We start from the raw sequence: 13,105 nt of genomic DNA, 5'->3' as shown, positions 1-13,105 counted from the left end.
ATTAGAGCTGGTTTTCTTTTATTTTACTGATTTTCTCGAAGGAAGCCACAATACCTTGAATCAATGAGGAGCTTAACCCTTGGTGCTCCATCTCATTGAGTCCCTGAATGGTACAGCCCTTCGGAGTGGTAACCTTGTCGATTTCGGCTTCCGGATGGCTGCCCGATTCAATGAGCAGGCCTGCTGCACCATGGCAGGTGTGCATGGCCAATTCTTGTGCTTCTTTAGCGTCAAAGCCCAATTGAATGGCACCCTGTGTTGTGGCACGGATCAAACGCATCCAGAATGCAATGCCACTGGCACAAATTACGGTTGCTGCCTGCATTTGTGACTCGGGAATTTCCATCGAATGCCCCATTCTATTAAAAATGGCCTTGGCCAGTTGTACCTTCTTTTTACCTTTTTGATTGCTACAGATACAGGTCATCGATTGACCTACGGAGATTGCCGTATTGGGCATGCTTCGTATGATATGGTGGTCACTGCCTAAAATGGCTTCCATTTTCTCGATGGTAAAACCGGTTATAGTCGATATGATGACATGGTTTTCCGAAAGCAAATCTTTAAAATCGAGTAAAATAGCCTCTAGCTGACTGGGTTGAACGGCCAAAATTAGAATATCTGAATTTTTAACCGCCTCGCGGTTATCATCACTGACAGTCACATTTCCGTATTTTTCAAAATCTTTGATTTCAGCAGTATTACGCTTGGTCAAAAACATAGTGGTGGCCCCGTTCGAATTCAAAATTCCCTTGGCAATGGCAAGCCCCAAGTTACCGGCTCCAATAATGGCTATTTTCATGGTCATTTATATATTAGTTCTACCAATTCAAAACTTTTATTTCTAAAAAACTCCTGCTTTCAAGGCTAGCCCAGCTTTTTCATCAAAACCGAACATCAGATTCATATTCTGTACGGCTTGGCCAGACGCACCTTTTAAGAGGTTGTCAATAGCAGAGGTAACCAACAAGGTATCGTTGTGTTTATGTAAATGTACATGGCACTGATTCGTATTTACCACCTGTTTCAGGTGAATCGGCTCATCCGCTATTTGCGTAAACAGGGCATCTTTATAAAAATCTTTGAAAAGCTCCACGGCTTCAGAAATCGTGCCCCCGAATTTGGTGTATGCGGTGGCAAGAATACCTCTTGTAAAGTTACCTCTATTCGGTAGAAACATTAACTCACCGGTTTCGGCTTGGAGCGAATTTAAACATTCATTGATTTCTCCTAAGTGCTGATGTGTAAAGGGTTTGTACCAACTTACGTTATTGTTTCGCCAGCTAAAATGGGATGTTGCCGACGGACTCACACCTGCTCCGGTACTTCCAGTAACCGCATTAATATGTACGTCTTTGCCCAAAAGGTTTGCCTTTGCCAAGGGCAAAAGACCTAATTGTATGGCCGTTGCAAAACAACCCGGATTGGCAATATGGTGGGCTTGTTGAATCTCTTCTTTTTTAAGTTCCGGTAGCCCGTAGATAAATTGTTTTCCCTCGAAGACAGCATCTTTTTTGAGCCTAAAATCATTGCTAAGGTCAATGATTTTAGTGCTTTCGGAAAATTCGTTCTCTTGCAAGAATTTGGAAGAGTTGCCATGCCCCAAACATAGAAACACCACATCTACATCAGGGTTTACGGCGCCCGTAAATTGTATGTCGGTGGTACCCAACAGATCAGGGTGCGCGGTCGTAATCTTTTTACCGGCCCGTGTGGTGCTAAAAACAAAGTCTATTTCAGCATTTGGGTGGTTCAAAAGAATTCGAATCAGTTCGCCACCCGTATACCCCGAACCTCCTATGATACCTGTTTTAATCATCGCTTGGGTTTACGTGGTTGTATATTTTTCCTGAATTGGAAAGTATTTTGATGAATCCTTTGGCATCATCGGCAGACCATCCTTTGTTTACTTCGCCGTAGCTTCCAAAAGAGGCATTCATCAAATCATGTTTAGATGAAATACCGTTCAATCGATATTGAAATGGGTACAAGCCTACGAAGACATCACCCGAAACCGTTTTTTGGGTGTCGGTCAAAAAGACTTCGATATTGCGCATCACGGCATCTAGATAGTTGCCTTCATGCAATAACATGCCATAAAAATTACCTTGTTGTTCTTTTTGAAACTGCTGCCATTTGGTCAAGGTGTGTTTCTCCAATAAATGGTGGGCTTTAATGATAATCAACGAAGCCGGTGCTTCAAAACCCACTCTACCTTTGATGCCGATAATTGTATCTCCTACGTGAATATCGCGCCCGATAGCATATTTAGATGCCAGGGCATCAAGCTTGATAATATTATTAACAGGAGCGTCTTTTTTGTCGTCGATTGCGACCAATTCCCCTTTTTCGAAGGTTAATTTTACCTGTTTTGGTTCTTTTTCTTGTAATTGGCTTGGGTAGGCCGAATCAGGTAATGGTTTTTCTGATGTAAGGGTCTCATCGCCGCCAACGGAAGTTCCCCAAAGTCCTCGGTTAATAGAATACTTGGCTTTTTCCCATGGGTAATCGACCCCGTTTTCTTTTAAGTATTCAATTTCTTCTTCTCGCGCAAGTTTATTATCTCTAATCGGAGTGATGATTTCGATTTCCGGAGCGATAATTTGAAAAATCATGTCAAACCTTACTTGGTCGTTGCCGGCACCGGTACTACCGTGAGCGATGTATTCAGCGCCTATTTTCTTCGCGTAATTTACAATTTCGATGGCCTGTACAATCCTTTCGGCACTTACCGATAGGGGGTACGTATTGTTTTTAAGTACGTTACCGAAAATCAGGTACTTTACAACTTTATCGTAGAAGGTTTGAACAGCGTCAATAGAGGTGTAAGAACTAGCGCCCAATTGTAGCGACTTCTCTTCAATTTCAGATATTTCTTCTTTGGAAAAGCCACCGGTATTTACACTTACGGCATGTACATCATAACCTTTTTCTTTTGATAAATATTTGGCACAATACGAGGTGTCTAATCCGCCACTATAGGCTAAAACTAATTTTTTCATTTTGAATTTTTCTTTAAGAACAAGCTTTCTTTAATACTCTTTAATCTTTCAAACCCCTTGCGGTTGGGTTTGCTTTTTTCTTCTGTTTTGGTTTTCGATTCTGGGTCGTAGAGCATGCCCGTACAGAGACACATTTTTTGTTCTGTACGCGTAAGTACGTCGAAGTTTTTACAGGTTTGGCAGCCTTTCCAGAATTCGGGGTCATCGGTCAATTCTGAAAAAGTGACCGGTTTGTAACCGAGTTCATAGTTCATTTTCATAACGGCCAAACCTGTAGTGATTCCGAAAATTTTGGCATTAGGAAATTTCTCTCTCGAGAGTTGAAAGATTCTATTTTTAATCTCTTTGGCCAAACCTTGATTTCTGTAATCAGGGTGAACAATAAGACCAGAGTTTGCAACGAATTTCTCATGCCCCCAAACTTCTATATAGCAGAAGCCTGCGAACTTATCGCCATCTAAGGCAATGACCGCGTTACCATTTTGTAAACGTTTCTGAATATACTCAGGGGTTCGTTTGGCAATACCGGTACCTCGAACCTTTGCAGATTCGGTTATGGTATCGCTTATTATGGTAGCGTATTTGAAATGTGATTCGTTAGCAATTAAAATTTTCATTGCTAGTCAAAATTAAACGGTAAATAAAAAAGGATTTTCGAAGTAGTGCGGAAATGGACTCACCTATTTCCATAAGATATTGGACACCCCTACGGGCGGCGACGGTTATGAATCGGACGTACCGGAGCATTAACGCTCATAGTTACTGATGATATGTAGTTTTGTCCTTTCATTGGAAGGGTCAAATGTACAAGATTACGATGAAACCACAACAATTGACCTCTATTTTTTATGAAAAATAGTTTTTAGCCTACCTGAGTTGATAATTTCGTAAACGATAAATACATATACGGCAATATATTCAACGGTTAGCAGCCAAAGGTTCTCTTTAAACTCTGGGTGGGAATATGCGAAGTAACTTAGGGTAGCCGCCGCAGACCAAATAATCGCAAATCGATAGTCGGCGAATATACCTAACACCACTAAAAATATGATGTACCACGGGTGAACGGTAGGGGTAATCAAATAATAGAGGGTCAAAGCCCAAAGCATAGAACTGACCAATACCGATAACTTTTCGTTTTTTCGAAAGAAGGTCAAAACAAGAACTGCCAGAACAACTACAATTTTGGTAATCGTACCATACGTCTTTATAAGTAACCAAGGTTTACCATCAAATTGCAATACAATTTGTTTTACTGCATTGTAGAGCCCCGCATTAAATTCGAAGTTAGAGAACCACAAGCCCACCGTTCTAGAATAATTGGCAAAGAACTCTGGAGTATAGAAAGGAATAAAAAACAAGATGCAAATAGCTAGAATGACCAAGTCGAAAATGGCGTTTTTCTTGATACCTAGATGTTTGATAAAGAGCGGAAGAAAAATCAATGGTACTAGTTTTACGCAAATCGATAGCGCATAAGGTATAGCTGCCAATAACCATTTTTTAACCGACAACAAGTAGAGCGACCAAACGAAAAAGAATAACATTACCCCTTCAAAATGAAGATTTCCGGTAAGTTCAATGATGACTAGAGGGTTTAAGAAATACCAAAAAATAAGATGCGGTGAGAGATTTAGATTTTTAAGCAGTTTTCTTCCGAAGTAAACAATTCCGATATCGGAAAGTATAACCATGATGCGCATGACAATTACAGAGCCCAGAATGCTCTTTCCACCGATAAGGGCCGCCAAAGAAAAAAACAATTGATTGAGTGGGGGGTAATTGCTGAAATGTTTTGCGCTCAGCTCGCCCATACCATTATATAAAGTTTGGCCATTGGGTATTATTAAATCTTTTTGTTGAATTAATATATCTGGCACTGCGACATACGGGTTTGCCATATTCGCTACCAAGTGCCCGTCCCAAATAAAACGATAAAAATCTTGGGACAGATTGGGTTCTACCGTGAGAAATACCATTCGAAAAATGATGCCGATAATCAGTAGAAACTTAAGGTTCCATTTTTCAAAGCGTATGATTCTCAAGCAGAGAAAAAATAGTGCCGTAAAAAGGGTGATGAGTTTGATGAAATCAGTGCGAACGAGATGGTGGGCAAAAGAGTAATAAAAGGCTAAACTCACCAGTGCCAAAAGAATCGGTATTTTATGAAGGTTCCAATATCTGGCAAGTTGATTGGGCATTAATCCGCATTTTAATTGCAAGCGAAAAAATAAGAAAATTTAATGTAACGAAAGATTAAAATTGCACAAGGATTGTAAAGAAAAATTCTAAGCCCTGGCCGTAAGTGATTTAGTGAAAACAAACCCAAAACCTAAGAACAACATAAAATGAAATGGAAATAAACCAAAGTCATTCAGGGGAATAGCGCTGTACATGCCAAAAAGGAAATAAATCATCAGCGCGGCCTCTAAAATCATGTTTGGTGACAGCTTTTTCGTCAAATATTTATTGCCTTTCCAAGAATCGGTTAGATTATTGAGGTTGAATTTAGGAGTTCGAACAAATTCGCTGCGCTTGCCCATATGACCCTCTAGAACCGCAATCGAATTATGAAGTGAAAAACCGAGTGCTACCGAAAAGAAGGTGAAGAATATTTTGATATAATCGACAAAATTGTCAAAACTACTGCCCTGAATACTTTTGTAGGTAAACCAATAGCATACAAATAAAATGATGGTGCTCAGAACAAAAAAGCTGAGCAGGTTAAATACCATGTCGAATTGTGGATAAAGAGCTTTGATGTACATCGCAGGTATGCTCAGAATAGAGACTAAGAATACACATAAAAACATAGAGCTGTTCAACAGGTGCATTACACCGTGAAACTTAGTTTTGAACGAAATGTTCTTTGCGGTGATTACGCTCAACACCGATTTTCTAAAGTTTTCCGCTCCGCCTTTATTCCACCTGAATTGTTGTGAACGAGCGGCACTGATGACTACGGGAAGTTCAGCTGGGGTTTCGACATCCTCCAAATATTTGAATTTCCAGTTTTTTAGTTGTGCCCTGTAACTTAAATCTAAGTCTTCGGTAAGGGTATCACCCTCCCAATTACCTGCATCAATAATACAGTTCTTACGCCAGATGCCTGCAGTACCGTTGAAATTAATGAAATGCCCCTTGGCATTTCTGCCTACTTGTTCTAAAGTAAAATGAGCATCAAGGGCAAATGCCTGTATTCGGGTCAAGGTCGAGTATTCTCGGTTAATATGACCCCATCGTGTTTGAACAACCCCGATTTCAGGGTCTTTAAAATAAATTACGGTCTTCTTTAACCAATCGCCCGATGGCATAAAATCGGCATCGAAGATGGCTATAAATTCACCCTTTGCAATTTCGAGGCCCTCTTTAAGTGCACCTGCTTTGAAACCTTTACGATTCTCCCTACGAATGTGTTGAATATCGAGCCCGGTCTGTTGCAAGGCTTTTACTCGAGCGGCGGTTTCGATTACCGAATCGTCGGTAGAATCATCAAGCACCTGTATTTCAAGTTTGCTCTTGGGGTATTCTATTTTTGATATGTTCTCTAAGAGGCGTTCCATTACATACTCCTCATTGTAAACTGGAAGTTGAATGGTAACAAAAGGAATTTCTTTGGGGTCGAGAAGGTTAAATTTCGGAGCGGTCTGGTTTCGCCTTTTATAGCCCAAGTAATTGACCAGTAGATTCAACTGTGCCAGACTGTAAAAAAATATCAATAATAGCGCTATACTATATATGGCCAAGATGATATAAGAGATTAATAATCCCATATTATTTAATGCTGTATTTAAAAATCCAACCTAGAATTTTTATGCCTGCAAATATACTACCTTTTACGGTTCCTGAAACTTTAGACACTCCAATTCTTTTTTTGTAACGTACTGGTACTTCGGTATATGCTAATTTCTTTTTCAGAGCCTTTAATTGCATTTCCACCGTCCATCCATAGGTTTTATCCTCCATGTTCAGTGAGAGCAATTTATCATACCTTATAGCTCTAAACGGACCTAAATCGGTAAATGTTGCCCCAAACATGACCTTCATTAAAAATGTGGCCAACCAATTACCGAAAATTTGCTGCGGAGTCATACTTCCTTCTTCCCTTAGTCGCTTTACACGTGCTCCTATTACAAAATCAAACTCACCTTTGATAATTGGTACCGTTAATTTGTCTAGCTCTTCGGGATAGTCTGAATAGTCTCCATCGAGAAATACGAGAATATCGGGTGCTTTGGATTGTTTCGATATATAATCCATTCCCTTTAGGCAGGCATAGCCGTAACCCTTTCTGTTCTCTGACAGTACCGTTGCCCCTGCAGCCTTCGCATTTTCAACAGTTTTATCGGAAGAATTATTATTGACCACTACAATTTCAGATACCGAATCAGGAATCTCTTTAATGACCTCGGCAATAGATTCCGCTTCGTTAAAGGCAGGTATGATTACCTTGATATCGGGCAAATTGTTAAGTTGGTTCGGCATTAATTTAAGTCTGATAAATTATTTTCTCGCTTAAAGCTGGCAAAACTAAACCATTCTTTGACTTTTTTTCCATTTTGATACTTTTCCGCAGAGGTAAGTTGTTCATCAAGGTACTTTAGGCAATATCCATTTTTCTTGCCGTTCTTCAATTGACATTTATGGTTTACCTTGCCGTTAGAGTCGTAAAAAAGCCACCAATCTGTTTTTGTTCCTTTTTGGTAGTGCCCCTCTTGCAGGTGTTTTCCGTCTTGGTCGTAAAAGTGCCAATATTTGATGCGCTTATTATTCTGAAAGTGCCCTTCTTCGGATAATTTTCCGTTGGGATGGTAGAATTTCCAATAATTGACTTTTATTCCATTTTTGGTCCAACCTTCAGACTTAAGTCTTCCATTGTCATAATACTCTTTTTGATAGGTACCGTTCTGTTCGGAAAAGCTTGCAAGAAAAAAAATAGTCAAGATGACAAAAGAGAGTTTACGCAACATAATTTACTTGTTATTAACGAGATCCATCAAATCGACATCATTGCCCAATAAGACCTCTTTACTATCGATTCTTCCCTCCAAAGGTCCATTTTCCAATTTCAGAACACCGCGTGGGCAAACGGCAGAGCAAATTCCGCATCCGACACAGCTTGACCGAACAATATTCGTCCCTTTTTGGGCATAAGCGCGTACATCGATACCCATTTCACAATAGGTCGAGCAATTTCCGCACGAAATACACTGACCGCCATTAGTAGTAATACGAAACTTTGAGAACAGTCGCTGTTGAAAACCTAATATGGCAGCCATAGGGCAACCAAATCGGCACCAGACCCGATTGCCGAAAATAGGGTAGAACCCCGTACCAATAACCCCTGAAAAGATGCTACCTATAAGAAAAGCATATGTAGTTCTAAGTGTTTCGGCCTTGAACAGAAATACGTTACCGTCTCCACTGAAAAAATGAAAACTTACCAAGGCCATGATTATCACAAAATAGCCTACGGCCCCGTATTGCGCGTCTTTTTGTAATTGTTCTCTTTTATAAATCATTACCCAAGCGAAAACCAAGGTCAGGATTACCGCCACACTTATGAGAAACGAAGTTTTTGTCAACCAATATTTACTTGTGTCATCACCAAGGTACGAATAGACTACGGCGGTGGTCATAAGCGTTACAAACACCACTACGCTATGCACTACCCAACGCTCGACTTTCCAAGCGAACTGACTTTTGTCGCTCAAATGACGAAAGGGGTCGCCCGCCGTTTCGGCTAGACCACCGCAACCGCAGACCCAAGAGCAGTACCAGCGTTTACCGTATTTATAGGTAAGAATGGGGGTGATTACAAATATGGATAGAATACCGAAAATCAACAAAGCCAGACCAATATCGCCGGCATCGATGAAACTGTTTACGCGGTAGCGCTCAAAGTTATAATAGTTCAGGGGCCATATGTTTTTTAGGTCGTAATAGGGCAGTGAAAACGTATCGCTGTTTAGCCGGGCCATAAACTCTGGAATTAAAAACGCGAAGGAGGTCTGAAAGAACATAACGCTCAACGTTCGTATTTTCTCGTATGAATTATGACGATATTTCCAGAGAAATTTGATGCCAAAGGCCAAAATAGCTATGGTATACAAGGTGCCGTAAACGAACCATTGGCTTGCGGAGTTACCACTCAATAATTTGCTTAAGGGGTCGAAGAGTGCAATAACGCCTGTATTGTCACCCTCTTTCACAAGACCTAAATACTGCGGATAAAAATATAATACAATATAAAACCCTGTGAGAAGAATACCAGCGATCCAGCCCCAAAATCCGCGGCTTGAGATAGACTTGAACATGACGCCATCATTTTTTATGCCCTTATGCTTTTGAGCATATGCAGCAACGGAAAACCACACTATACCCGCAGAAATTGCCACCAAAGAAATAGTCAGCCAAAATGCTTTGTTCGGAAAATAGACGTTGAACACGGCGAGGGTTAGAATGCCCAACCCTGTAACCCCAATAAAAGTCGCCAATTTTTGTTGTAGATTCAATGCTTTTGGTGGTTCACCGGTAAGGGCCATGCTTCTGTCGTAAGTGCTCATGTATCTAAGTATTTATTATGGGTCTTATCGGTTATGCTCCGAGGCTTAAAATACGTTTCCAACTTTTTTTCTTGAGTTGAATGTTTTTATTCATTTCCGAATTGTATTTGCCAACAATATCCGATTCATATTGGGCATAGAATTCAGGGTCAAAGTTGGCGTCTTTTAGATGCTCGATAACATAATCGGCCTGTCGCTCATCAGTCAGCCATCGGTCGAAAACCTCATGTCTCATACGGATGCCAAAGGTGTTAATACCTAAAAATTTACCGGAATTGGTATCATAAGAGAGTGTTATACAGATTTTCTCCGTTTCGTGTCTCCAATGAAAATGTGATTCATGCTCTTTTTTTCCATTTGTACTAAAAACCCAACCATAGGTCTGGTATTCGATATCAAGAAATTTGGCTGAATTGAACCAATGTCCGGGGTTGTACTCGCGTTTATTGCCGCATATGGTCTGGGCAACTGTCTCACCCATCATGCGACCTGTGTACCATACGGCTTCCACAGGTCTGCGATTGCCAATGGCCTCGTGCTGTTCGGCGCAATCGCCAATTGCGTAAATATCTTCAATGTTTGTTTCTAGAAAGCGATTAACTTTAATGCCTTTATTCAATTCTATTCCTGAATCTTTCAGAAAATCAATATTTGGTGTTACCCCTGCTGAAAGGCCGACGATGTCACAAGCTATTTCTTCGCCTGTTTCTTTTATGGTAATAGCCCTTACCTTTCGTTTTTCATCGGATAAAATTTCATCTAAGTTAACGCCGAGGCGCAAGTCGATATGATGCTCTAAAATATGTTCATTGATCATTGCAGATTCACCATCCGGTAGCACTCCGTTCCAAAAGCTTTTTTCACGCACCAAAAATGTCACGGGTATTTCTCTGCTCCTTAGCATTTCGCATAGTTCGATGCCGATTAAACCGCCACCCACAACCACGGCATGTTTACATACTTTGTTATTGGGAGCATTTTTTTCAAGTAGGTCTAGATCCTGCTTGGAGACTAGCCCCTGCACTCCTTCTAAATCTTGACCCGGCCAACCAAATTTATTCGGTTTTGATCCGGTGGCCAAAATCAACTTGTCATAGGTCACATCTTCTCCATTCTGAAGAATCAATCTTTTACCCTGATGGTCAACGCTTGTAACGTAATCGTTTATTAGGTCAATTCTGTTTTTTTTCCAGAACCAATCTTCGTAAGGCTTAATATGGTCGAACTTCATATGGCCCATGTAGACGTACATGAGAGCTGTACGTGAAAAAAAGTAATCAGTTTCTGCACTGACAATAACTATCTGCTTGTTCGATAGTTTTCTAATGTGCCGGGCTGCCGTAACACCGGCGATCCCATTTCCAATAATTACAATCTTATCCATGTTGACCTGTGGGAATTAATACTAGTTTCAGTCGATAAGTTTTCTAATTCTTACCGATAAAATCTAATTTTTAGAGATTTTAAATAAGGACACTAATGTGTAGTTTCTGTTATAGAATTGTGATAAGTTAAGGCTTTATTTGTGGCTGAAAATGAAAATGATGAAAGAAAAATTGATTTTCAGTCCCTTTCTTCAAAATGAATTTTGAAGTCTCATGAGTAAGAATCAAACATAAATACGTGAGGTCAGTTCGTTTTGAATGTTCGTTCATTTTCGGTCAATAAATCTAACCCCTTAAAATCTTGAAAATGAAATTATTCAAATTAAAAATTAGTATTGGCACTTTAGTTTTGTTCGGCGCGGCCTTTAGTGCAAATTCATTAGCTGCTCAAGGCTTGATAGATGGCTTTTACAGCAATAAAGGTGATGTTTCTCTCACTGCATCCTACACAGGGGCTTCGTATGATGAATTTTATGTTGGTGAAGAAAAGATGGGCCCAGTACCCGCTCACGAAAAAATAACTCAAGATATTATTGGTTTGTACGCCAAATGGGGGTTGACGGATGCTTTGACCTTGGTAGTCAATGCGCCCTACATTTCGGCAAAAGGAGAAGGAACACCTGATCCCATAAGTGGTAATACCAAAGAGTCCGGTTTTCAAGACATCTCCATAGCAGCAAAATATAGGCCTTTCAGGGCCGCTTTTGAGGGTGGTAAATTTGATGGAATCACGGCATTAGGTTTTGATATTCCGGGAGGGTACGATGCCAACAGTATTTTGGCTATTGGTAATGGTGCTTTTAAGACCAATCTTCACATTGGTGGACACTTACAATTGAACCAAGGTTTTTTCACCACTCTTGTTGCAGGTTATAGTCTCAGGGGTAAAACAGATGACGATTTTAATGTGAATAACGGAGAGGATTATGATGTGCCGAATGCAATTTTGGCGATGGCCAAAGTGGGTTATGCCGGTTCTAAGTTCTACGGAGAACTTTGGGTGGATCATCAAGCAACTTCATCGGACGGAGTAGATATCATGGGGCCTGGTTTTGCAGGTAATTTTCCTGAAACTAGAGTGAATTATACGCGTTTGGGTGTTTCTGCATATGTTCCGGTTACAACATTAATTGGTTTAAGTGCGGGTTATGGTACTTTAATTGACGGTAGAAATATCGGTGACACCAATTTCTTTAATGTGGGTGTCACATTTTCTTTTAACACCCAATCTACGGCAATGGCTCAATAGCTGTTAGTTGATTTTAAGACCTTTTTGATGTTAGTTCATCAAAGAGGTCGTTTTCATGAAGTGGTAAATTAGGTCATCTTTCGGTACAATATTTGAAATTGAACTTGAGAATGTTTGATTTGTGGCTTTTCAATTGTAAGAAGGTGGAATAAAATGCGACCTAAATTTTTATAAATAAGTTATTAAATGAAAAATCTAATTCTTCTGTTCACCTGTATTTTCGCATTGGGCAACGGATATTCCCAATCAGTCAATGCGTATTTAGATAAGGCCGAATCTTTTTTCTCCACTTATGTCAAAGATGGAAAGGTAGATTACAAAGAAATTAAGAACGATAGTTCTGAATTAGATGAATTACTGACCTTGGCAGCTGATATAAGGGTAGATAAAGAAAATGCCAATGAGTTTCAGGCATTCTGGATAAACGGCTATAATATATTGGTGATAAAAAGTATAGTTGAAAATTATCCTTTGAAATCTCCTGTAGATGTAAAAGGTTTTTTCGATGTAAAGAAACATAAGTTTGGGGGCGAAAATGTTACTCTCGATGAGGTCGAGAACAAATTGTTACGTGGTAATTTTCCTGATGAGCCCCGTTTTCATTTTGTTTTGGTATGTGCCGGTTTGGGGTGTCCTCCAATTATTAACGAGGCATACAGACCCACTAAACTTGATGAACAATTAGAGCGACAAACCAAGTTGGCAATAAATGACCCAATGTTTATTAGGGTTAATAAGAATAAGGTTAAGGTTTCTCAAATTTTTGAATGGTATAACGATGACTTTACCAGTGGACAAACTTTAGTAGATTTTATTAATGAATTCAGGTCTGAAGAGTTGCCCGAAAATACCAAAGTTTCTTATTATCCCTATGATTGGACTCTTAATGAGGTAAAATAGGCC

At 39.9% G+C, this 13,105-nt stretch carries 12 protein-coding genes; 2 read left to right on the top strand and 10 right to left on the bottom strand.

The genetic code is table 11. The features are described 5' to 3' along the window. Nucleotide 1: 1 nt before the first annotated feature. The 10 genes from proC to IV512_RS08135 all read right to left on the bottom strand — a co-directional run bounded on the left by proC (nucleotide 2) and on the right by IV512_RS08135 (nucleotide 10,952). The gene (proC, locus tag IV512_RS08180; protein WP_100870843.1) at nucleotides 2-802 is read right to left on the bottom strand and encodes a pyrroline-5-carboxylate reductase; all 801 of its coding nucleotides are present in this window, start codon (nucleotides 800-802) and stop codon (nucleotides 2-4) included. Nucleotides 803-844: 42 nt separating this feature from the next. Next, nucleotides 845-1,819, bottom strand: coding sequence for an N-acetyl-gamma-glutamyl-phosphate reductase (gene argC, locus IV512_RS08175; RefSeq protein ID WP_209402280.1), 975 nt, complete (start codon nucleotides 1,817-1,819; stop codon nucleotides 845-847). After that, nucleotides 1,812-3,002 (bottom strand): argininosuccinate synthase, encoded by a 1,191-nt coding sequence (gene argG / locus IV512_RS08170; protein WP_209402279.1) that lies wholly within the window; start codon nucleotides 3,000-3,002, stop codon nucleotides 1,812-1,814. Before argG ends, argC begins: the two co-directional genes overlap by 8 nt. Continuing rightward, nucleotides 2,999-3,619 carry a GNAT family N-acetyltransferase gene (locus IV512_RS08165; protein ID WP_209402278.1) on the bottom strand — a complete coding sequence of 207 codons (621 nt, stop codon included), beginning with the start codon at nucleotides 3,617-3,619 and terminating at the stop codon, nucleotides 2,999-3,001. Before IV512_RS08165 ends, argG begins: the two co-directional genes overlap by 4 nt. A gap of 222 nt (nucleotides 3,620-3,841) precedes the next feature. After that, complete coding sequence (locus IV512_RS08160) at nucleotides 3,842-5,203, bottom strand: mannosyltransferase (protein WP_209402276.1); 1,362 nt, start codon at nucleotides 5,201-5,203, stop codon at nucleotides 3,842-3,844. Between the two features lie 87 nt (nucleotides 5,204-5,290). Next, complete coding sequence (locus tag IV512_RS08155) at nucleotides 5,291-6,775, bottom strand: cellulose synthase family protein (protein WP_209402274.1); 1,485 nt, start codon at nucleotides 6,773-6,775, stop codon at nucleotides 5,291-5,293. Nucleotide 6,776: 1 nt separating this feature from the next. Beyond that, complete coding sequence (locus tag IV512_RS08150; protein ID WP_209402872.1) at nucleotides 6,777-7,466, bottom strand: glycosyltransferase family 2 protein; 690 nt, start codon at nucleotides 7,464-7,466, stop codon at nucleotides 6,777-6,779. 20 nt (nucleotides 7,467-7,486) lie between these two features. Beyond that, entirely contained in the window at nucleotides 7,487-7,972 is a 486-nt protein-coding gene (locus tag IV512_RS08145; protein ID WP_209402272.1) for a toxin-antitoxin system YwqK family antitoxin, read from the bottom strand. Between the two features lie 3 nt (nucleotides 7,973-7,975). After that, nucleotides 7,976-9,568: a 4Fe-4S dicluster domain-containing protein gene (locus tag IV512_RS08140; RefSeq protein ID WP_209402270.1), complete on the bottom strand. Its 1,593-nt coding sequence runs from the start codon at nucleotides 9,566-9,568 to the stop codon at nucleotides 7,976-7,978. Nucleotides 9,569-9,599: 31 nt separating this feature from the next. After that, nucleotides 9,600-10,952 (bottom strand): NAD(P)/FAD-dependent oxidoreductase, encoded by a 1,353-nt coding sequence (locus tag IV512_RS08135; RefSeq protein ID WP_209402268.1) that lies wholly within the window; start codon nucleotides 10,950-10,952, stop codon nucleotides 9,600-9,602. A 308-nt stretch (nucleotides 10,953-11,260) separates the two neighbouring features. Between IV512_RS08135 and IV512_RS08130 the strand changes: the two genes are divergently transcribed. Beyond that, entirely contained in the window at nucleotides 11,261-12,202 is a 942-nt protein-coding gene (locus IV512_RS08130) for a transporter (protein WP_209402266.1), read from the top strand. A gap of 186 nt (nucleotides 12,203-12,388) precedes the next feature. Continuing rightward, the gene (locus IV512_RS08125; protein ID WP_209402264.1) at nucleotides 12,389-13,102 is read left to right on the top strand and encodes a DUF547 domain-containing protein; all 714 of its coding nucleotides are present in this window, start codon (nucleotides 12,389-12,391) and stop codon (nucleotides 13,100-13,102) included. The last annotated feature ends 3 nt before the right edge of the window (nucleotides 13,103-13,105 follow it).

It is taken from the genome of Pseudozobellia sp. WGM2 (genome assembly GCF_017810075.1).
Lineage (GTDB): Bacteria > Bacteroidota > Bacteroidia > Flavobacteriales > Flavobacteriaceae > JADNYK01.
This window is presented reverse-complemented; position numbering and strand designations above follow the sequence as displayed.

Coding starts and splice junctions, on each gene's coding strand:
- argC (WP_209402280.1), bottom strand. CDS start 1,819: ATGATTAAAACAGGTATCATAGGAGGTTCGGGGTATACGGGTGGCGAA.
- IV512_RS08130 (WP_209402266.1), top strand. CDS start 11,261: ATGAAATTATTCAAATTAAAAATTAGTATTGGCACTTTAGTTTTGTTC.
- IV512_RS08165 (WP_209402278.1), bottom strand. CDS start 3,619: ATGAAAATTTTAATTGCTAACGAATCACATTTCAAATACGCTACCATA.
- IV512_RS08125 (WP_209402264.1), top strand. CDS start 12,389: ATGAAAAATCTAATTCTTCTGTTCACCTGTATTTTCGCATTGGGCAAC.
- IV512_RS08140 (WP_209402270.1), bottom strand. CDS start 9,568: ATGAGCACTTACGACAGAAGCATGGCCCTTACCGGTGAACCACCAAAA.
- argG (WP_209402279.1), bottom strand. CDS start 3,002: ATGAAAAAATTAGTTTTAGCCTATAGTGGCGGATTAGACACCTCGTAT.
- IV512_RS08135 (WP_209402268.1), bottom strand. CDS start 10,952: ATGGATAAGATTGTAATTATTGGAAATGGGATCGCCGGTGTTACGGCA.
- IV512_RS08160 (WP_209402276.1), bottom strand. CDS start 5,203: ATGCCCAATCAACTTGCCAGATATTGGAACCTTCATAAAATACCGATT.
- IV512_RS08155 (WP_209402274.1), bottom strand. CDS start 6,775: ATGGGATTATTAATCTCTTATATCATCTTGGCCATATATAGTATAGCG.
- IV512_RS08145 (WP_209402272.1), bottom strand. CDS start 7,972: ATGTTGCGTAAACTCTCTTTTGTCATCTTGACTATTTTTTTTCTTGCA.
- proC (WP_100870843.1), bottom strand. CDS start 802: ATGAAAATAGCCATTATTGGAGCCGGTAACTTGGGGCTTGCCATTGCC.